The organism is Pseudomonas sp. 18058 (genome assembly GCF_902706155.1).
GTDB classification, from domain to species: Bacteria; Pseudomonadota; Gammaproteobacteria; order Pseudomonadales; family Pseudomonadaceae; genus Aquipseudomonas; species Aquipseudomonas rustica.
Genome location: NZ_CACSJY010000022.1, coordinates 1 through 20,285 on the forward strand (window position 1 = coordinate 1; position 20,285 = coordinate 20,285).

Consider the following 20,285-nt stretch of genomic DNA (forward strand, 5'->3'; position numbering starts at 1 on the left):
GGGCTTGCTCGCGAAGGCGGTGTGTCAGCCAACGCAAATGGCGACGGATACACCGCTTTCGCGAGCAAGCCCGCTCCCACAGGGGGGAATTGTGGTCGGGCGGCGGATTTCGGGATCAAGCCTAAACTCAATCGTAACGGATCGTTGCAATACAGCCGAACTCACAAACAGCCGTACAGTCGTGTTGCCACCATCCATTGTGTACAATCGCGGTGTTTTTTACGCGATACTTGCCAGCGACCTACTGTGCCGTATTACAGTCACGGTCTATTCGCCGCAGTTCTCCCGACTCGAGTGCCCATGAACGAACAGTTGCAACCCCTCAAGAAACAACCGCGAGCAGGCAAAGCCGGCCGCAGCGGAACCCAGGACGATATTGTCTACGCGCATATCTTCGAGGCCATCCTCGAACAGCGTCTGGCGCCCGGCACCAAGTTGAGCGAAGAAGCGCTGGGGGAAATCTTTGGGGTCAGCCGCACCATCATTCGCCGCGCGCTGTCGCGTCTGGCCCATGAAGGCGTCGTGCTGTTGCGGCCGAATCGTGGCGCCGTCGTCGCCAGCCCGAGCATTGAAGAGGCGCGGCAGGTGTTCCTCGCCCGTCGTCTGGTCGAGCGCGCGATCACTGAACTGGCGGTGCAACACGCCACCGCCGAGCAGATCGCCGAGCTGCGGCAGATGGTCAACGATGAGCGCGACAGCTTCTCGCGCGGTGATCGCGGCGCCGGTATTCGTCTGTCGGGCGAATTCCACCTGAAACTCGCGGAAGCGGCGATGAACGCGCCGTTGATCAGCTTCCAGCGCAGCCTGGTGTCGCAGACGTCGCTGATCATTGCCCAGTATGAAAGCGGCAACCGTTCGCACTGTTCCTACGACGAACACACCCAGTTGATCGACGCGATTGAAAAGCGCGACGGCGATCTGGCGGTGCGTTTGATGATGCATCACATGGATCACATCGACAGCAAGCTCAACCTCGACGAAGAAAGCGCGTCGGATGATTTGCATGCGGTGTTTTCGCATTTGTTGCAGACCAAGAAGCCTGGTCGCTCGAGCGCCAAGCTCTAAGTGATACCGAGTCGGCCCCTTCGCGAGCAAGCCCGCTCCCACATTTGAAATGCATTCCCCCTGTGGGAGCGGGCTTGCTCGCGAAGACGATCTGACAGGCAATAAAAATCCCCCGGGGTGTACACCGCCGGGGGATTTTTTATGCCTGGGAAAAAGCTTAGCGCTGATGCACCAAAGCCCCCGCCGCATACGTCTGCTGCACCGTGCGGTCATCGCCCAGTGTCATCAACACAAACAACGACTCGGCAATGTTGTTGGCCTGCTTCAAGCGGTAGCTCAGCAGCGGTGTAGCGTTGTAATCCAGCACCAGGAAGTCAGCGTCGGAACCCGGTTGCAGGTTGCCGATCTTGTCTTCCAGACGCAGCGCCCGCGCGCCGCCCAGCGTCGCCAGATACAGCGACTTGAACGGGCTCAGTCGCGCACCTTGCAGTTGCATCACTTTGTACGCTTCGTTCAGCGTTTGCAGCAGCGAAAAACTGGTGCCGCCGCCGACGTCAGTGCCCAGACCGACGTTGAGTTTGTGCTTCTCGGCCATCGGCAGATTGAACAAGCCGCTACCCAAGAAGAAGTTCGACGTCGGGCAGAACGAGATCGCCGAGCCGGTTTCCGCCAGACGCGCGCATTCGTCGTCGCACAAGTGCACGCCGTGGGCGAACACCGAGCGCTCGCCAAGCAATTTGTAATGGTCGTAAACGTCGAGGTAGCCCTTGCGCTCCGGGAACAGCTCCTTGACCCACTCGATTTCCTTGAGGTTCTCGCTGATGTGGGTCTGCATGTACAGATCCGGGTATTCAGTCAGCAGTTGCCCGGCGAGGGTCAGTTGCTCCGGGGTGCTGGTCGGTGCGAAACGCGGGGTGACGGCATAGTGCAGACGACCCTTGCCGTGCCAGCGCTCGATCAGCGCTTTGCTTTCGACGTAGCTGGATTCGGCAGTATCGGTCAGATAATCCGGCGCGTTGCGGTCCATCATCACCTTGCCGGCGATCATGCGCAGATCGAGCTGCTCGGCCTTTTCAAAGAACGAATTCACCGACTGCGGATGCACGCTACCGAATACCAGCGCGGTGGTGGTGCCGTTGCGCAGCAGTTCCTTGATGAAGATGTCCGCGACGTCGTCAGCGTGGGCCTTGTCGCCGAACTGGCTTTCGCACGGGAAGGTGTAGGTGTTCAGCCAGTCGAGCAGTTGTTCGCCGTAGGCGCCGACCATGCCGGTTTGCGGCAAGTGAATGTGCGTGTCGATGAAGCCCGGGGTGATCAGGGCGTCCTGATATTGGGTGATTTCGATGTCCGCCGGCAGGGTCGGCAGCAAATCACTGGCGTGGCCAAGGGCGCTGATCTTGCCGCCATCGACCACCAGCAGGCCATCCTCGAAATACTCGTAGGAGGCTTCGATCCCGACTTCGGCGGGGTCGGCAATGCTGTGCAGGATGGCGGCGCGGTAGGCTTTGCGAGTCAAAGGCATGAGGGTTCTCTAATCAGTTTGAGGCTTTGAGTTTGGCGGCCTGACTGCGCCGTGAAACCGGCAGCAGTTTGGCAATCGGTTCGGCGCTGGCAGTCTGCTGGCCGAAGTTGGCGTTATAGGTGGCGATGATTTCGCCGGCGATGGAGATGGCGATTTCCACAGGCAGTTTGCCTTTGACTTCGCCAATGCCCATCGGGCAGCGCATGCGTTGCACGACGCCACTGTCGAAACCGCGATCGCGCAGACGGTGTTCGAACTTCGCGCGTTTGGTCTTCGAGCCAATCAGGCCGAAGTAGGCGAAGTCGTTGCGTTTGAGGATCGCGGCAGTGAGTTCAAGGTCGAGCTGATGGTTGTGGGTCATGACGATGCAATAACTGCCGGCGGGCAGGTCATCGATTTCATCCACAGGCTCTTCGGACACGATTTTACGCACGCCGTGGGGGATGTGTTCGGGGAATTCGGCATCACGCGAATCGATCCAGCGCACCCGGCAGGGCAGGCTGGCGAGCAGCGGCACCAAAGCGCGGCCGACGTGGCCGGCACCGAACACGGCGATTTGCGCCTGCACCTGGCCCATCGGTTCGAACAGCAACACGGTGGCGCCGCCGCAGCACTGGCCAAGACTCGCGCCGAGGCTGAAACGCTCCAGATGGGTGTCCTGCTTACCGCTGGCGAGCATCTCGCGGGCGATCTGCATGGCTTTGTATTCCAGATGCCCGCCACCGATGGTGTCGAAGCTCTGGTTGGCGCTGATGACCATTTTCGAGCCGGCGTTGCGTGGCGTCGAGCCGAGTTCTTCGATGATCGTCACCAGCACACAGGGTTCGCCCTGGTTCTGCAGGTCGGCGAGGGCGTCGATCCAGTTGTACATAGTTCACCCCTACAACATCGTTGTCTGTTCGGGCCTCTTCGCGAGCAAGCTCGCTCCCACATTTGGATTTGTACAAGTCCAACAGTCAGCACAAATCCCTGTGGGAGCGAGCTTGCTCGCGAATGGCCGCGCCTCGGTCTTTAGAGCGGAGCCAACTCGGTCTCAGCTTCGACGGCCTTCACCGCCTTCAACTGCCGCATCTGCTCACAACCCCACAACACCCGCTCCGGCGTCGCCGGCGCATCAATCTGCGGCTGATGCTTGTAATCCCCGAGGCTCGCCACGGCATCCTTGATCGCGCACCACGAAGCAATCCCGAGCATGAACGGTGGTTCACCGACAGCCTTGGAATGGAACACCGTGTCTTCCGGGTTCTTGCGGTTTTCCACCAGTTTCACCCGCAGATCCAGCGGCATGTCCGCCACGGCCGGGATCTTGTAGCTGGCCGGGCCGTTGGTCATCAGCTTGCCTTTGTTGTTCCAGACCAGCTCTTCCATGGTCAGCCAGCCCATGCCCTGGATGAAGCCACCCTCAACCTGACCGATGTCGATGGACGGGTTCAACGAGGCGCCGACGTCGTGCAGGATGTCGGTGCGCAGCATCTTGTATTCGCCGGTCAGGGTGTCGACGATCACTTCGCAGCATGCCGCGCCGAAGGCGAAGTAGTAGAACGGACGGCCGCGCGCCTGGCTGCGGTCGTAGTAGATTTTCGGGGTCTTGTAGAAGCCGGTGCTCGACAGCGAGACCTGATTGAAATACGCCTGCTGGATCAGCGCTTCAAAGGTCAGGATGTGGTCGCGAACCCGCACATGGCCGTTGTGGAATTCAACGTCTTCTTCAGTGACTTTGAAGTGACGCGCAGCGAATTCGACCAGACGTTTCTTGATGATTTCCGCCGCGTTCTGCGCCGCTTTACCGTTCAGGTCAGCGCCGCTGGACGCCGCGGTCGGCGAGGTGTTCGGCACCTTGTCGGTGTTGGTCGCGGTGATCTGCACGCGATCGATTTCCACCTGGAACACTTCAGCCACGACCTGCGCAACTTTGGTGTTCAGGCCCTGACCCATTTCGGTGCCGCCATGGTTCAGATGGATGCTGCCATCGGTGTAGATGTGGATCAGCGCGCCGGCCTGGTTCAAGAAGCTCGCGGTGAAGGAAATACCGAATTTCACCGGGGTCAGCGCCAGGCCTTTTTTCAGGATCGGGCTGTTGGCGTTGTAGCGACGAATCGCTTCGCGACGCTCGTGATACTGGCTGCTTTCTTCCAGTTCGGCGGTCATTTCCTCGAGCATGTTGTGCTCGACGGTCTGGTAGTAATGGGTGACGTTGCGCTCGGTCTTGCCGTAGTAGTTGGCCTTGCGCACAGCCAGCGGATCGAGGTGCAGGTGACGGGCTATCGCGTCCATCACTTCTTCGATCGCGACCATCCCTTGCGGGCCACCGAAACCACGGTAAGCAGTGTTCGACGCGGTGTTGGTCTTGCAGCGATGACCGTTGATGGTCGCGTCGCCGAGGTAGTACGAGTTGTCCGAGTGGAACATCGCACGGTCAACGATCGACGCGGACAAGTCCGGCGAGCAGCCACAGTTGCCGGCCAGATCCATGTTGATCCCGTGCAGGCGCCCGGTGCTGTCGAAGCCAACGTCGTATTCGACGTAGAACGGGTGACGCTTGCCGGTCATCAGCATGTCTTCAACGCGCGGCAGGCGCATCTTGGTCGGCTGACCGGTGAGGTGCGCAACCACCGCGCACAGGCACGCCGGACTGGCGGCCTGAGTTTCCTTGCCGCCGAAACCACCGCCCATGCGGCGCATGTCGACGACGATTTTGTTCATCGACACGTCGAGCACTTCGGCGACCAGTTTTTGTACTTCGGTCGGGTTCTGCGTCGAGCAGTAGACGATCATGCCGCCGTCTTCGGTCGGCATTACCGAGGAGATTTGCGTCTCCAGGTAGAAGTGTTCCTGACCGCCGATGTGCAGCGTGCCTTGAATACGGTGTTCAGCAGTGGCCAACGCAGAGGCTGAGTCGCCGCGCTGGTGGGTGTGGCTGTCGAGGACGAAGTGGCGTTTGCGCAAGGCTTCGATCACGTCGAGCACCGGTTCGAGGTCTTCGTATTCGATGATCGCGGCCATCGCGGCTTTGCGCGCGGTTTTCAGATCTTTCGCCGCAACGGCGAGCACCGGTTGACCAACGAACTGCACGTCATCGATGGCCAGCAGCGGGTCGCCCGGCATCAGCGGGCCGATGTCTTTCAGGCCCGGCACGTCTTCGTGGGTGATGGCGATGCGCACGCCTTCGAAGGCGTAGCACGGCGAAGTGTCGATGCTGATGATTTTCGCGTGGGCGCGGTCCGACATGCGTGCATACAGGTGTAACTGGTTGGGGAATTCCAGGCGGTCATCGATGTACTGCGCTTCACCGGACACGTGCTTGGCGGCGCTGTCGTGCTTGACGCTGCGGCCGACACCGGAGGTCAGATCCTTGGCGAACAATTCAGCCAGTTCAGCTTGGGTTTTCTCTACGCCGTGATGGTTAGACATAAGCGGTCACCCGAGTCTCGATGTGCGGTGTTTGCAGTTCGATGAAGTATTTACGCAGCAGGTTTTGCGCACTGAGCAGGCGATATTCCTTGCTGGCGCGGAAGTCCGAGAGCGGCGTGAAATCCTCCGCCAGTGCGGCGCAGGCCCGTTCGACCACAGCGTTGTTGAACGGCGCACCGATCAGCGCAGCTTCACAGTGGGCAGCGCGTTTCGGGATCGCGGCCATACCGCCGAAGGCCATGCGCGCATCGGTGATCACGCCGTTTTCGACGCGCAGGTTGAACGCGGCGCAGACGGCGGAGATGTCATCGTCCAGACGCTTGGAGACTTTGTAGGCGCGGAACAACTGTTCAGCCGTGGCGCGCGGCACGATGATCTTCTCGATGAACTCACTTTCCTGACGGGCCGTGACCTTGTAGTCGATGAAGTAATCGTCGAGGTTCAAGGTGCGGCGGGTTTCGCCTTTGCACAGCACCACTTGCGCGCCGAGGGCGATCAGCAGCGGTGGCGAGTCACCGATCGGCGAGGCGTTGCCGATGTTGCCGCCGAGGGTGCCCTGGTTGCGGATTTGCAGCGAGGCGAAGCGGTGCAGCAGTTCGCCGAAGTCCGGGTACTCGGCGTTCAACGCTTCGTAGCAGTCGGAGAGGGCGGTGGCGGCGCCGATTTCGATGCGGTCATCGAAGGTTTCGATGCGCTTCATTTCCGCGACGTTGCCGACGTAGATCATCACCGGCAGGGTGCGGTGGAACTGGGTGACTTCCAGCGCCAGATCGGTGCCGCCAGCGAGCAGGCGCGCTTGGGGATAAGCGTCATAAAGGTCGGCCAGATCGGCGACGGTCAGCGGCACCAGGCAGCGCTTGTCGCCACTGTTCAGTTCGCCGATATCGGTCGGGGCGATAGCTTTCAGACGAGCAATGGTGTCCGCTTCGCGGGCATCGAACTGATCCGGTTGCTTGCCGCAGCAGGATTGTTCGGCAGCCGCCAGAATCGGCCGGTAGCCGGTGCAGCGGCAGAGGTTGCCGGCCAGCGCTTCGTGGGCCTTGGCGTGATCGGGCGCATCGCTGTTCTTTTGCAGGGCGAACAGCGACATGACGAAACCGGGGGTGCAGAAACCGCACTGCGAACCGTGGCACTCGACCATGGCTTTCTGCACGCTGTGCAGTTCACCTTTGTGCTTGAGGTCTTCGACGCTGATCAACTGTTTGCCGTGCAGCGACGAAACAAAGGTCAGGCACGAGTTGAGGCTGCGATAGCGAATGTGTTCGCGGCCATCGTCATCCGTTTGCAACTCGCCGACCACTACAGTGCAGGCGCCGCAGTCACCGCTGGCGCAACCTTCTTTAGTGCCGGATTTGCCAACGTGTTCACGCAGGTAATTGAGCACGGTCAGATTCGGGTCCAGGGCGTGCTCGCTACGGAGTTCCTGGTTAAGTAAAAACTGGATCACGGAAGGCCTCGCAGACTCATTATTGTTGTTAACCGACTTGAGCCGAATTTAGCAGGTCTGACTTTTCGGTCAATGGTTTTCTGACTTAAAGGTCAGGAAAATCCATTTCGTCGATCAACAACGTGTCTATTCAGTATTGACCTTCATTGGTCAGCCTGGTTTTTTGTTTGGTTTTCTAAAGAAATCTGCGGGAATCGTGCCAAAAACCGCTGAGTGGGCACTCCGCCATGAGCCCGCATTTGCGCTACACTGCGCCGCTTGTGCAGATCGATAGAGTTTGAAGGACAACCATGACGTTCAAGGCGCCGGACAGCCTCGCCGAGCAAATCGCTCACCACCTCGCCGAACGCATCATTCGTGGCGAAATGAAGCCGGGAGAGCGCATCCAGGAACAAAAGGTCACGCTGGCCCTCAATGTCAGCCGCGGCTCCGTTCGTGAAGCCTTGCTGATCCTTGAACGCCGCCACCTGATCGCGATCCTGCCGCGCCGTGGTGCGCACGTCACCGAAATGACGCCGCATAAGGTGCAGAGCCTGTGCACGCTGATGAGCGAGCTGTACATCCTGCTCGGCAACTCGGTGGCCAATGGCTGGCAAGTCCAGTCGGACATGGCGCCGTTCGTGCAGATCCAGCAGCGCCTTACCGCCAGCTACGAGCGTCAGGACATCCGCAGCTTTGTCGATGACAGCTTCAGCGTGATGCGCGCCGCCTATCCGTTCGCCAACAATCCTTACCTGCAAGAAACGGTCGAGAACCTGCAGCCGGCGATGAGCCGCGCCTACTTCCTCGCCCTCGAACAGCGCAAGGCGGAAATGAGCGAGTTCCTCGAACTGTTCGAACGCCTGTTGGCCGCCGTGCTGGCCCGTGATTTGCCGCAGATCCGCATCGTGCTCACGGCTTACGGCCAGCGCAGCTGCGATCTGGTGGTTGCTGCCTTGACGGGCGCTTAAGCGTGCGGCTCAAGTGCATCAAACTCGCGGGATTCAAATCCTTCGTCGACCCGACCACGGTAAACTTCCCCAGTAACATGGCGGCGGTGGTCGGGCCGAACGGTTGCGGCAAGTCGAACATCATCGACGCCGTCCGTTGGGTGATGGGCGAAAGCTCAGCGAAAAACCTGCGTGGCGAGTCGATGACCGACGTCATCTTCAACGGCTCGACCAGCCGCAAGCCGGTGAGTCAGGCCAGTATCGAGCTGGTTTTCGACAACTCCGACGGCACGCTGCTGGGCGAATACGCGGCCTACGCCGAAATCTCGATTCGCCGCAAAGTCACCCGCGACAGCCAGACCACGTATTACCTCAACGGCACCAAATGCCGTCGTCGCGACATCACCGATATCTTCCTCGGCACCGGTCTCGGCCCGCGCAGCTACTCGATCATCGAGCAGGGGATGATCTCCAAGCTGATCGAATCCAAGCCCGAAGACCTGCGTAACTTTATTGAAGAAGCCGCGGGCATCTCGAAATATAAAGAGCGCCGTCGCGAGACCGAAAACCGCATCCGCCGCACCCACGAAAACCTCGCGCGTCTGACTGACTTGCGCGATGAGCTCGAGCGTCAACTCGAACGCCTGCACCGTCAGGCCGAAGCGGCGAAGAAGTACCAAGAATTCAAAGCCGAGGAGCGTCAGCTCAAGGCGCAACTGTCGGCCCTGCGCTGGCAGGATCTGAATGATCAGGTCGGTCAGCGCGAGTCGATCATCGGCACCCAGGAAATCAGTTTCGAAGCTTTGGTCGCTGAGCAGCGAAATGCTGATGCGGCCATCGAACGCTTGCGCGACGGTCACCATGATCTGTCCGAGCGCTTCAATCTGGTGCAAGGGCGCTTCTATTCGGTCGGCGGTGACATCGCCCGGGTCGAACAGAGCATCCAGCACGGCCAGCAACGTCTGCGGCAGTTGCAGGACGATCTGAAAGAAGCCGAGCGCGCCCGCCTCGAAACCGAATCGCATCTGGGCCACGACCGCACTCTGCTGCTGACCCTCGGCGAAGAGCTGGACATGCTCACCCCCGAGCAAGAAGTCACCAGCGCGGCCGCCGAAGAAGCCGCTGCGGCGCTGGAAGATTCCGAAAGCGTCATGCACGGCTGGCAGGAACAGTGGGACGCTTTCAACCTGACTGCCGCCGAACCGCGCCGTCAGGCCGAGGTGCAGCAGTCGCGCATCCAGCAGCTGGAAAGCAGCATGGAGCGCCTCGCTGACCGACAGAAACGTCTCAGCGAAGAGCGCGCGTTGCTCTCGGCCGACCCGGAAGACGCGGCGATCATGGAGCTCAACGAGCAGCTCGCCGAGTCCGAAGCGACCCTCGAAGATTTGCAGACCAGCGAAGAAGCGCAGGTCGAAAAACTCGAACAACTGCGCCAGGAATTGCAGCAAGCGCTGACCGCGCAGCAGCAGGCGCAGGGCGATTTGCAGCGCCTCAATGGTCGGCTCGCATCCCTTGAAGCCTTGCAGCAAGCCGCGCTCGATCCAGGCACCGGCACCGCCGAGTGGCTGAAGGAGCACAACCTCACCGAGCGTCCGCGCCTGGCTGAAGGTTTGAAGGTCGAGGCCGGTTGGGAATTGGCGGTGGAAACCGTGCTCGGCGCCGATCTGCAAGCGGTGCTGGTCGACGACTTCAGTGGCTTCGATTTGTCCGGTTTCACTCAGGGCGATCTGCGCCTGCTCAGCCCGGCCAGCGATGGCGTGCGAGTGGCGGGCAGCTTGCTGGATAAAGTCGACGCGCAGATCGATCTGTCGCCATGGCTCGGTCAGGTCAAACCGGTCGACAGCCTTGAGCAAGCCTTGGCTTTACGCGGGCAGTTGAGCGCTGGCGAGAGTTTGATCAGCCGCGACGGTTACTGGGTCGGTCGGCATTTCCTGCGCGTACGACGTGCCAGCGAAGCGGAGAGCGGCATGCTCGCCCGTGGCCAGGAAATCGAAGCGCTGCACCTCGAACGCGAAGAGAAAGAAACCACCGTCGAAGCCATGGAAACCCGTCTGCAAACCCTGCGTGCGCAACAGCGTCAGCAGGAAAACGGTCGCGAACATTTGCGTCGTTTGCTGCAAGACGAAGCGCGCCAGCAAGGCGAATTGAAAGCTCAGTTGTCCGCCGGCAAAGCCAAGGCCGAACAGCTGACTCTGCGTCGCACCCGTCTCGATGAAGAGCTGATCGAACTCGGCGAACAACGCGAGCTTGAGCACGAACAAGTCGGCGAAGCGCGCATGCACTTGCAGGAAGCGCTGGATGCCATGGCGCTGGACACTGAGCAGCGCGAGTTGCTGCTGGCCCAGCGTGACAGCCTGCGCGAACGCCTTGATCGTGTGCGTCAGGAAGCGCGGCAGCACAAGGATCATGCGCATCAATTGGCCGTGCGACTCGGCTCGTTGCGCGCGCAGCATGACTCCACGCGTCAGGCGCTCGAGCGTCTGGAAATGCAGTCCGAGCGCCTGACTGAAAAACGCGAACAGTTGAGTCTGAACCTGGAGGAGGGCGAGGCGCCGCTGGAAGAGCTGCGCCTGAAACTCGAAGAGCTGCTCGACAAGCGCATGACCGTCGACGAAGAACTCAAGACCGCGCAGATCGCCCTGGAAGACGCTGACCGCGAATTGCGCGACGCGGAAAAACGCCGGACTCAGGCTGAACAACAATCGCAATTGATTCGCGGCCAACTCGAACAGCAGCGCATGGAATGGCAAGCCCTGACCGTGCGCCGCAAGGCCTTGCAGGATCAATTGCTCGAAGACGGCTACGATCTCAACGGCGTACTTGCGACATTAACCGCGCAAGCCAGTGAACGCGAAGCCGAAGAAGAACTCGAACGCATCAATGCGCGGATTCAACGCCTGGGCGCGATCAACCTCGCGGCCATCGACGAATACACGCAGCAGTCTGAGCGTAAGCGGTATCTGGATGCGCAGGACGCTGATCTGGTCGAAGCACTGGAGACGCTGGAAAACGTTATCCGCAAGATCGATAAGGAAACCCGTAACCGCTTCAAAGATACCTTTGATCAGATCAATGGCGGTTTACAGGCGCTTTTCCCAAAAGTTTTCGGTGGCGGGCGCGCGTATTTGGAACTGACGGGCGAAGATCTACTCGATACAGGGGTAACGATCATGGCGCAGCCGCCAGGGAAGAAGAATAGCACCATCCATTTGCTCTCCGGCGGGGAAAAAGCCCTGACCGCATTGGCACTGGTTTTTGCGATCTTCAAGTTGAACCCGGCGCCGTTCTGCATGCTCGATGAGGTTGACGCGCCGCTGGATGACGCTAACGTTGGACGCTACGCACGCTTGGTCAAAGAAATGTCGCAGACCGTGCAGTTCATCTATATCACCCACAACAAAATCGCCATGGAAATGGCCGAGCAGTTGATGGGTGTAACGATGCATGAACCGGGTTGTTCGCGACTGGTGGCGGTGGATGTCGAGGAGGCAATGGCGATGGTGGACGCCTGAGCCCGCACGCTGTCGGAAAGGTATTAGAGGGTTGTAGGACTTTTTTACCGACTTCGACTTGCTGGCCAATCGACATATTCGTGCAAGCCAATGAGACAGACGGTGTAAAGTTGCCTTTGGTCGTGCTAGTTTAATGTCAAATTTTCGTATACGTGGGCAAAACGCCTGTCAGAACATAGAGTTGGCGCCACGTTTTAAAGCGGTTTGCACAGTGTAAACCCCTTATTTTTCAGCATTTTTTATAGAGGCACGGGATTACATGGAAATCGGTCTGCGCGAGTGGCTGATCGTCATCGGCATCATAGTGATAGCCGGTATTCTTTTCGATGGCTGGCGCCGTATGCGCGGCGGCAAGGGAAAACTGAAGTTCCGTCTTGACCGAAGTCTGTCCAACCTGCCGGACGAGGACACCAGCGCTGAGCTGTTGGGCCCGGCCCGCGTGCTGGACACGCATAAAGAACCGCAGCTGGACGAACACGATTTGCCGTCGGTGAGCATGCCGGCCCGCGAAGCACGCGAGCCTCGCGATTCCGGCAATAAACGTGGCAAGCGTGGCAGCAAAGGTTCGGCGCAGGGTGACTTGAACCTCGATCTGGATCTGGATGACGGCCCGAGCTTCAGCAGCCGTGACGATGATTTCGCCGACGACAGCAAGCCTGCACCGGCCGTGGTCGAAAAAGATCAGCCGCAAGCTGAAGAAGTTTTGGTGATCAGCGTGATCTGCCGCGACGCCGCCGGCTTCAAAGGCCCGGCGCTGTTGCAGAACATTCTGGAAAGCGGTCTGCGTTTTGGCGAGATGGATATTTTCCACCGTCACGAAAGCATGGCCGGCAACGGTGAGGTGCTGTTCTCCATGGCCAACGCGGTCAAACCGGGCATTTTTGATCTGGACGACATCGACCATTTCAGCACCCCGGCGGTGAGTTTCTTCCTCGGCCTGCCAGGCCCGCGTCATCCGAAGCAAGCCTTCGACGTGATGGTCGCCGCAGCCCGCAAGCTGTCGCAGGAACTCAATGGCGAGCTGAAAGATGACCAGCGTAGCGTGCTGACCGCGCAGACCATCGAGCACTACCGTCAGCGCATCGTCGAATTCGAACGCCGCGCATTGACCCAGAAGCGCTAAGACCTGTAGGAGCAGAGCTTGCTCGCGAAGCGATCTCAAGGACGCCATCGCGAGCAAGCTTTGCTCCTACAATGATTAAAAGATTGAGCAGCCTTGGCTGCTCTTTTGCTTTATGAGAGAACACCCATGACCGCCGCCAAAAACCGCATTCTCGAGCTGCGCGCTGAACTCGATCAGCATAACTACCGTTACCACGTCCTCGACGAGCCGAGCATTCCGGACGCAGAATACGACCGGTTGTTCCACGAGCTCAAGGCGCTGGAAGCGGCCAATCCGGAACTGATCACCAGCGACTCGCCGACCCAGCGCGTCGGCAGCGTGGCGCTCACCGCGTTCACTCAGGTGCGTCACGAAGTACCGATGCTCAGCCTCGGCAACGCCTTCGAAGAAAGCGACATGCGCGAGTTCGATCGTCGCGTCACCGAAGGTCTGGATATCCCTGCCGGCGATTTGTTCGGCGGCGGCGCGGCGGTGGAATATAGCTGCGAGCCGAAACTCGATGGCCTGGCGGTCAGCCTGCTCTATCAGGACGGCGTGCTGGTGCGCGGCGCCACACGCGGCGACGGCACCACCGGCGAAGACATCAGCGTCAACGTGCGCACCGTGCGCAACATTCCGCTGAAGCTGCACGGCGAAGGCTGGCCGGCGACCCTGGAAGTGCGCGGCGAAGTGTTCATGTCCAAGGCCGGTTTCGAGCGCCTCAACGCCTCGCAACTGGAAGTCGGCGGCAAGACTTTCGCCAACCCGCGTAATGCCGCCGCCGGCAGCTTGCGTCAGCTCGATTCAAAGATCACCGCCAACCGTCCGCTGGAATTCTGCTGCTACGGCATCGGCCAAGTCTCCCACGACATTTCCGACACCCACATCGGCAACCTCAAGCAATTGCAGAAGTGGGGCATGCCGATCAGCCATGAGCTGAAACTGGCAAAAGGAATCGACGAATGCCTGGATTACTATCGCGACATCGGCGCACGCCGTAACGCGCTGACCTATGAAATCGACGGCGTGGTGTTCAAGGTCAACAGCATTGCCGATCAGCGCGAACTCGGCTTCCGCGCCCGCGAACCGCGCTGGGCGATCGCGCATAAATTCCCGGCGATGGAAGAACTCACCGAGTTGCTCGATGTGGAATTTCAGGTCGGTCGCACTGGCGCTGTTACGCCGGTCGCGCGTCTGAAGCCGGTCAAAGTCGCCGGCGTCACGGTGGCCAACGCCACGCTGCACAACATGGACGAAGTCGCGCGTCTGGGCTTGATGATCGGCGACACCGTGATCATTCGCCGTGCCGGTGACGTGATTCCGCAAGTGGTGCAAGTGGTGCTTGAGCGTCGTCCGGACAACGCCCGCTCAGTGGCGATTCCCGAGAGCTGCCCGGTGTGCGGCTCGCACGTCGAGCGCACACAGCTGATCAAGCGCAGCAAGGGCAAGGAAACCGTCAGCGAAGGCGCGGTGTATCGCTGCGTGGGTCGACTGGCCTGTGGCGCGCAACTGAAGCAGGCGATCATCCACTTCGTCTCGCGTCGGGCGATGGACATTGAAGGCTTGGGCGATAAGAGCGTCGAGCAATTGGTCGATGAAGGTCTGGTCAATTCGCCGGCGGATCTGTATGCGCTGAAGTTCGACGACATCGTCGATCTGGAAGGCTTTGCCGAGGTCTCCAGCAACAAGTTGCTGGCAGCCATCGAAGAAAGCAAGAAGCCGGGGCTGGCGCGCTTCATCTATGCGCTGGGCATTCCCGATGTCGGCGAAGAGACCGCCAAGGTGCTGGCGCGCTCGCTGGGTTCGCTGGAGCGCGTGCAGCAGGCGCTGCCGCAAGTGCTGACGTACCTGCCGGATGTCGGTCTGGAAGTGGCGCACGAGATTCACAGCTTCTTTGAAGATGCGCATAACCAGCAGGTGATCACTGAACTGCTTGGGCATGGTTTGCAGATTCAGGATCAGGGCGAGTTGGGCGCAGAATTCGCGGCCAGCACCACGCTCGGCGGTTTCCTCGACAAGCTGCACATTCCTTCGGTCGGCCCGGGTGGCGCGCAGAAACTGGCGGACAAGTTTGGTTCGCTGGAAGCGGTGATGAACGCTGACTGGCTAGACATGCGTCAGGCGTTGCCGGAGAAACAGGCGAATTCGGTTCGCGAGTTTTTTGCGGTTGCGGAGAATCGGCAACTGGCTGAGGCATCCGAAAAACAGCTGCGTGATTTCGGCATGCACTGGCAGAGCGAGAAGAAAGTCGTCGAAGGCTTGCCGTTGTCCGGCGAGACCTGGGTGCTGACGGGCAAGGTTGAGTTGATGAGCCGGGATGTGGCTAAGGATCACCTCGAAGGCCTGGGGGCGAAGGTTGCCGGTTCGGTCTCGGCGAAAACTCATTGCGTGGTGGCCGGCCCCGGTGCCGGATCGAAACTGACCAAAGCCAATGAGCTGGGCGTAAAAGTGATGGACGAAGAAACCTTTATCGCCTTCCTCAAAACCCATGGCCTTCAGGTCTGACACAAAGCCCTGTGGCGAGGGGATTTATCCCCGTTCGGCGACGCAGTCGTCGCAAAACCAGACAACGCGGTGCACCTGATTAACCGCGTCGTATGGATTGGGGTCGCTTCGCAACCCATCGGGGATAAATCCCCTCGCCACAATGGTGCTGTCACTTTGATCGTTCCCACGCTCCCGCGTGGGAATGCCGCCCCGGACGCTCCGCGTCCGCTGTGACGCAGAGCGTCACTGGATGCATTCCCACGCAGAGCGTCGGAACGATCATCGCGCCAGAATGATCTAGTCTCTGCAAGCCCCAGGGAGAGATCGCCATGCACCGTTTTTTCGAGCAACTCAGTTCTCGCATCATCGCGCCGTTCATGGGCGAATCTTCGCGCAACAGCAAAGTCTGGCCGTGCCGCTGCGGTCAGTCGCTGTTTTTTCGCAACAGCCAGTGCCTGGCCTGCAATGCCTTGCTCGGCTACCAGCCGGAAGAAAGCCGCATCACCTCCCTGTCGTCCGGTGTGGAGAACGGCACCTGGACGCTGGATGCTGATCCCGACGCAGGCCTGTTTCGCCACTGCGCCAACCTCGACACGCCCGCCGCGTGCAACTGGCTGCTGCCGGCCAACGTCGACAATGCCTTGTGCGTCGCTTGCAGCCTCAATCGCACCATCCCCGATCTGTCCGACCCGGAAAATCCCGAGCGCTGGCGCAAGGTCGAAATTGCCAAGCGCCGCCTCGTCGCGCAACTGATCACTCTTGGCTTGCAGGTCATCCCAAAAACCGTGGATGAAGACAGCGGCCTCGCTTTCGATTTCATCGGCGTCGACCTCGAAGGCAATGCGCCGATGACCGGCCACGCGAACGGCCTGATCACCCTCGACATCAAAGAAGCCGACGACGCCCACCGCGAGCGGGTGAGGGCGCAGATGCACGAACCGTATCGCACGCTGCTCGGGCATTTTCGTCACGAGGTCGGGCATTACTATTGGGATCGGCTGATCGCCAACGGCCCGTGGCTCGATTCATTCCGTAACCTGTTCGGCGACGAGCGCGCCAGTTACGCCGAGGCGCTCGATCGTCATTACCAGCAAGGCGCGCCACTCGACTGGCCGCAGCGCTACGTCAGCGCATACGCGACCATGCACCCGTGGGAAGACTGGGCGGAAACCTGGGCGCATTACCTGCACATGATGGACGCGGTGGACACGGCGCTGGGTTTTGGCATGAGCGCGCGGGAAATGGATTTCGATTACCAGCCGTTTCCGAGCAGCACGCTGTACGACCCGCAACATCCCGGTGGCGAGGCGTTCCTGGCGTTTGTTAATGCGTGGATCGAGTTGGCCGGCATGCTCAATGAATTGTCACGCAGCATGGGCCAGCCGGATTTTTACCCGTTCGTGCTGCCGGCGGCCGCGATTGCCAAGCTGCACTTTATTCATCTGGTGATCCAGCAGGCGGGCGGCAAAGCGGACGAGGTACTGGCCCTGTAGGAGCTGCCGCAGGCTGCGATCTTTATGTCCTTGACCTTGTTCATATTTTTAATCTGAAACCAACGGTTGTAACTTCGTCTCAGATAGGTACAATGGCGCGGCTCGCCGACAGGCAAGCGTCGTTATGGTGACCCCATCGGTCCCCCCGCAACGATTACCCGTGAACCTGGTCAGAGCCGGAAGGCAGCAGCCACAGCGGGAACATTGTGTGCCGGGGTGTGGCTGGTGGGGTCGCCACCTATCTTTAAGTCCTTGAATTCTCAAGGATTTTTCAGTAAAAAATCTCGAAATGTGACAGCGTTTAGGTACACCTAAGTGGTGCACTCAGGCGCCTATCCTATCGCCCCCAAATTTTTTAGCAAATATTCCTACAGGTGATCCAGCTTTCGCTCCTATGAGGCGCCTCGGCCTTTGGGGCGCGTGCGTGTGAAAGCTACAACACCAAGTACTGAAATGGTGCTTGAATGCACATGCGTGTCATGGCATTTTGCCCGTATGGTCAGTGCATAGAAATTGTCGGATCTTCTTGGGCTGGTACTGCGTGAATGCTAAAGCCGCTCGAATGGGGTGGATTAATTAGTTCTACTCTATTGAGTGTTTATTAAGAAAGCTGCCAAAGATTCGTATTAATAATTTTAGTGGGGGCGGGGTATGAGGTGGGGTGCTTGCTGTTGTGGTTGAGCTAGAATTTGTTTGCGGTGATTAAAAAAAATTAAGAGAGTGAGATAATGGAATATGTTTCAGGGGTCGTATCTTGGTTTGAAAGTGCAAGTGGGTTGGCAAATTTCTTTGGGATAGCTGTGCCCGTGGTTGGTGTAGTACTTGCATTTCGTAAATGGATTTCTTCCAAGAGGGCTACAGGGATGTCGCTGCCTGAGGTGGTGGAGAGAATTTCTAAAAGCCCAAATAAAGTTGATGCCAAGGCTCTTGGTAAGGTCGCATTTGTTGATGACGAGATCTCGGATTTCCCAGTTGCTGAATTAAAGAAAGCGGGTTATCAGATTAGTACTTATAAGCAGGTTAGTTTGTCAGATGTTGCAGTTTTGGCAACCTATGATGTAATATTTCTGGATATCAAAGGCATCGTTAAGGATGATCCGGAGGAGGGTGGTCTTAAACTATTGTCTTCGTTGAGAAGGCTGAATCCTAATCAGAAGATATGCGCTGTTTCTAATAAGCAATATGACGTTCTTGCAACTAAGTTTTTTGAGCAGGCTGATGATGTTGCGAAGAAGCCAATGACAGCACAAAAGTGCTCTGATCTCATAGATCAGTTTTTTATTGAAAAATTCAGCGTTGAACGTATTGAACAGTTGGTGGTGGCTGAGAGTAGTGCTCTGGATAAGGCTAAGCGAAACGAATACTTAGGTTCACTAAGCGTATTGGTCGAGAATCAAGATGATCCTCGGAAGGCACTAAAATTAGATGGTGCTGTATTTCCCAAGCTCTTTGAGGCGACGGTGGATCTTGTAAGGATTTATCGCCATGTTGCTTAAAGAGGTTTTCAGTACGGGTTCTGTATCGACGCCGTGGCCCGTTTCTATTGGGCAGCTAGTTCTGCCCGGTGATGCGGGGTTCTCTAAAACATGTGAGAAAAAATGCAAGTTATCCAAAGTATGTTTGTCTAATAGCACGTCGGGCGAAAGTTTATGTCCTCATGGATTGTCTTACTTTGCTGCTTCCGTAGGTGAAACTCGAATAGTTGTATTCGGTGTGAAGGGAGAACAAGTCGGAACTAAGATATCGCGTGAGCTCAAGCTGGAGTTGAAGGGTAGAAATCTAGATGAGCGGAGATTTCATAGTTGGGTTAATTCTCTCAGTAAGCTTGATAAGGTGATTGATAACTATATTTTGGAGCGGCAGTCAGAGCTTCTTGATCCTTTGCACGATCCGATTCGGTTGGCGCGACAGCTTGAAAGTATATCAGTTCGGCTCCTTGACCAAACTAGCTCATCGGCTGTGAGGGCTGTTGACGCACAGCTTGAGCAGGCTTCTACAGAAATGAAATCATTGGTGAAGGCTGCTGGTCTGCTCAATGACTACTTTGACTTGGTTTCTATTTACTTCAATCCGGCAGCTGCACGTTTTGGTAGGCCTGCTTCAATGTCTCTGCATGGCATCTTGAGAAAGCTAACCTCGATCCTGTCAGGTTTCGAAGCTGATGAAGATGGGGTTAAGACTAAAGTCATTTTTCGTGGTGAGTGTTATAGGAATTTTAATCTAAGAGAAAGCTTCAAGATAATTCCGTTTTCCCTTATTAGCAACGCGGTGAAGTATTGTCTTGTAGGTGATGTTGCTGTCCGTCTGCGTGAAATGCAAGATCGAGTTGAGGTCGAGGTGGTTTCTCAGGGGCCTCCCATTGAAGATGATGAAATTGATTTGATCTTCACTAAAAAATATCGGGGGCGCTGGTCTAAATCTTTGAGAAAAGGCGAGGGTGTAGGTCTTTATCTCGCAAAAATAGTGGCTGATGCCCATGATATCCAGATTTCTGCAACAAGCCGTAGGTTAGGGGGGCAGATGTTTGGGGCTACGCCATTGGCAACAAATACGTTTAGATTTGAAGTTCCATTCCAAATCAATAGGTGAGCTAAAGATTTTGGACCGGCACTGGTAAGGGTTATCAGATGATAGCCCTTCTAGTTGGTGGCAGTTTTTAATGTAGCAGGATTGAAAAGTCGCCAAGAGCGGGCCTTGCACTGTCACTGAATAATTTGATTGTTCAGTTTCTGCCCAAGCATCAAAATTTGACGATAGACATTGTATGTCTCTTCTAGCAGGTCATGGCCCCAGCATTGTGAGAAATCAGTTTCAGGTTCTTTGTAGGAGAGCTGGAAAGAAAACACCTCTACTTTAAGACCGCTCATATTTTCTTCAAAGTTTACGCTAGGCTTACTCTGGATTAGACGACGATGCTTAGAAATGTTGCTGAATGCTGCAAGGTAACGGAACCAGTAGGACGAGTTCAAATCAAGCATGCCTTGTTTGAGTGCTGATTCTGGTATGTCCTTGGCGACCTTACCAAACGTACAATCCTTCTCAAGCATGGGTGCTTTCATCACAAGCGAGTTAACAAGCTGAGAGAAGATATCAGCGTAGTTTCGCACGGTGTGAATAGTGGCAATGATGTTAGCTTCATGGGCGAGAGCAGCCATACTGAACTTAGGCTCAAAGCTCATCATTGCGACAAACATTTTGTCGTGACTGCCATCAGGTTGCTTGAACTCTGCGAATGCGTCCCTTGCCAGTCGAGCATGATATTTAACAATGAAGGCTGATCGGCTTAGCGACTTCGGCAAGTCTGCGGTCTGGTCGTCATCAGGCCGATTCGTTTTAATCCATTCCTGAAGTTGCTTCAGCCTCCATGTGGTAGTCAT

The 20,285-nt window shown here is 57.5% G+C and carries 13 protein-coding genes and 1 other RNA gene; 9 read left to right on the top strand and 5 right to left on the bottom strand.

Going from position 1 to position 20,285, the window contains the following annotated elements:
- Positions 1–300: 300 nt before the first annotated feature.
- Positions 301–1,065, top strand: coding sequence for a GntR family transcriptional regulator (locus GVL50_RS14030; protein WP_159813694.1), 765 nt, complete (start codon positions 301–303; stop codon positions 1,063–1,065).
- A gap of 157 nt (positions 1,066–1,222) precedes the next feature.
- Here GVL50_RS14030 and guaD read toward each other — a convergent pair whose 3' ends face one another.
- From guaD to xdhA, 4 genes are all read right to left on the bottom strand, one after another.
- Positions 1,223–2,527, bottom strand: a complete 1,305-nt coding sequence (gene guaD, locus GVL50_RS14035; RefSeq protein WP_159813696.1) for a guanine deaminase — start codon at positions 2,525–2,527, stop codon at positions 1,223–1,225.
- A 13-nt stretch (positions 2,528–2,540) separates the two neighbouring features.
- Entirely contained in the window at positions 2,541–3,398 is an 858-nt protein-coding gene (gene xdhC, locus GVL50_RS14040) for a xanthine dehydrogenase accessory protein XdhC (protein WP_122592563.1), read from the bottom strand.
- Between the two features lie 140 nt (positions 3,399–3,538).
- The gene (gene xdhB, locus GVL50_RS14045) at positions 3,539–5,938 is read right to left on the bottom strand and encodes a xanthine dehydrogenase molybdopterin binding subunit (RefSeq protein WP_159813698.1); all 2,400 of its coding nucleotides are present in this window, start codon (positions 5,936–5,938) and stop codon (positions 3,539–3,541) included.
- Positions 5,931–7,385 carry a xanthine dehydrogenase small subunit gene (xdhA, locus tag GVL50_RS14050; RefSeq protein WP_159813700.1) on the bottom strand — a complete coding sequence of 485 codons (1,455 nt, stop codon included), beginning with the start codon at positions 7,383–7,385 and terminating at the stop codon, positions 5,931–5,933. Before xdhA ends, xdhB begins: the two co-directional genes overlap by 8 nt.
- Before the next feature lie 290 nt (positions 7,386–7,675).
- On the opposite strand from xdhA, the gene GVL50_RS14055 reads away from it, so the two are divergent.
- From GVL50_RS14055 to GVL50_RS14090, 8 genes are all read left to right on the top strand, one after another.
- On the top strand, positions 7,676–8,335 hold the full coding sequence (locus GVL50_RS14055) for a GntR family transcriptional regulator (RefSeq protein WP_053118751.1): 660 nt from the start codon (positions 7,676–7,678) through the stop codon (positions 8,333–8,335).
- A 2-nt stretch (positions 8,336–8,337) separates the two neighbouring features.
- A complete protein-coding gene (gene smc, locus GVL50_RS14060) occupies positions 8,338–11,826 on the top strand; it encodes a chromosome segregation protein SMC (RefSeq protein WP_159813702.1) in 3,489 nt (1,162 codons plus the stop codon).
- A gap of 259 nt (positions 11,827–12,085) precedes the next feature.
- Positions 12,086–12,949, top strand: coding sequence for a cell division protein ZipA (gene zipA, locus GVL50_RS14065; protein WP_053118755.1), 864 nt, complete (start codon positions 12,086–12,088; stop codon positions 12,947–12,949).
- 126 nt (positions 12,950–13,075) lie between these two features.
- The gene (gene ligA / locus GVL50_RS14070) at positions 13,076–15,433 is read left to right on the top strand and encodes an NAD-dependent DNA ligase LigA (RefSeq protein ID WP_159813704.1); all 2,358 of its coding nucleotides are present in this window, start codon (positions 13,076–13,078) and stop codon (positions 15,431–15,433) included.
- Positions 15,434–15,744: 311 nt separating this feature from the next.
- Positions 15,745–16,908: a putative zinc-binding metallopeptidase gene (locus GVL50_RS14075; RefSeq protein ID WP_159813706.1), complete on the top strand. Its 1,164-nt coding sequence runs from the start codon at positions 15,745–15,747 to the stop codon at positions 16,906–16,908.
- A 134-nt stretch (positions 16,909–17,042) separates the two neighbouring features.
- Positions 17,043–17,139: signal recognition particle sRNA small type (gene ffs / locus GVL50_RS14080), an RNA gene on the top strand.
- Between the two features lie 497 nt (positions 17,140–17,636).
- On the top strand, positions 17,637–18,404 hold the full coding sequence (locus GVL50_RS14085) for a hypothetical protein (RefSeq protein WP_159813708.1): 768 nt from the start codon (positions 17,637–17,639) through the stop codon (positions 18,402–18,404).
- Positions 18,394–19,497 carry an ATP-binding protein gene (locus tag GVL50_RS14090; protein ID WP_159813710.1) on the top strand — a complete coding sequence of 368 codons (1,104 nt, stop codon included), beginning with the start codon at positions 18,394–18,396 and terminating at the stop codon, positions 19,495–19,497. Before GVL50_RS14085 ends, GVL50_RS14090 begins: the two co-directional genes overlap by 11 nt.
- Positions 19,498–19,610: 113 nt before the next feature.
- On the opposite strand, the gene GVL50_RS14095 is transcribed toward GVL50_RS14090, so the two are convergent.
- Complete coding sequence (locus GVL50_RS14095) at positions 19,611–20,285, bottom strand: hypothetical protein (protein WP_159813712.1); 675 nt, start codon at positions 20,283–20,285, stop codon at positions 19,611–19,613.

Excerpts from the sequence above, each read along its gene's own strand:
- GVL50_RS14075 (WP_159813706.1), top strand. The coding sequence starts at position 15,745 with ATGCACCGTTTTTTCGAGCAACTCAGTTCTCGCATCATCGCGCCGTTC.
- GVL50_RS14090 (WP_159813710.1), top strand. The coding sequence starts at position 18,394 with ATGTTGCTTAAAGAGGTTTTCAGTACGGGTTCTGTATCGACGCCGTGG.
- guaD (WP_159813696.1), bottom strand. The coding sequence starts at position 2,527 with ATGCCTTTGACTCGCAAAGCCTACCGCGCCGCCATCCTGCACAGCATT.
- ligA (WP_159813704.1), top strand. The coding sequence starts at position 13,076 with ATGACCGCCGCCAAAAACCGCATTCTCGAGCTGCGCGCTGAACTCGAT.
- zipA (WP_053118755.1), top strand. The coding sequence starts at position 12,086 with ATGGAAATCGGTCTGCGCGAGTGGCTGATCGTCATCGGCATCATAGTG.
- GVL50_RS14055 (WP_053118751.1), top strand. The coding sequence starts at position 7,676 with ATGACGTTCAAGGCGCCGGACAGCCTCGCCGAGCAAATCGCTCACCAC.
- GVL50_RS14085 (WP_159813708.1), top strand. The coding sequence starts at position 17,637 with ATGGAATATGTTTCAGGGGTCGTATCTTGGTTTGAAAGTGCAAGTGGG.
- GVL50_RS14095 (WP_159813712.1), bottom strand. The coding sequence starts at position 20,285 with ATGACTACCACATGGAGGCTGAAGCAACTTCAGGAATGGATTAAAACG.
- xdhB (WP_159813698.1), bottom strand. The coding sequence starts at position 5,938 with ATGTCTAACCATCACGGCGTAGAGAAAACCCAAGCTGAACTGGCTGAA.
- xdhC (WP_122592563.1), bottom strand. The coding sequence starts at position 3,398 with ATGTACAACTGGATCGACGCCCTCGCCGACCTGCAGAACCAGGGCGAA.
- GVL50_RS14030 (WP_159813694.1), top strand. The coding sequence starts at position 301 with ATGAACGAACAGTTGCAACCCCTCAAGAAACAACCGCGAGCAGGCAAA.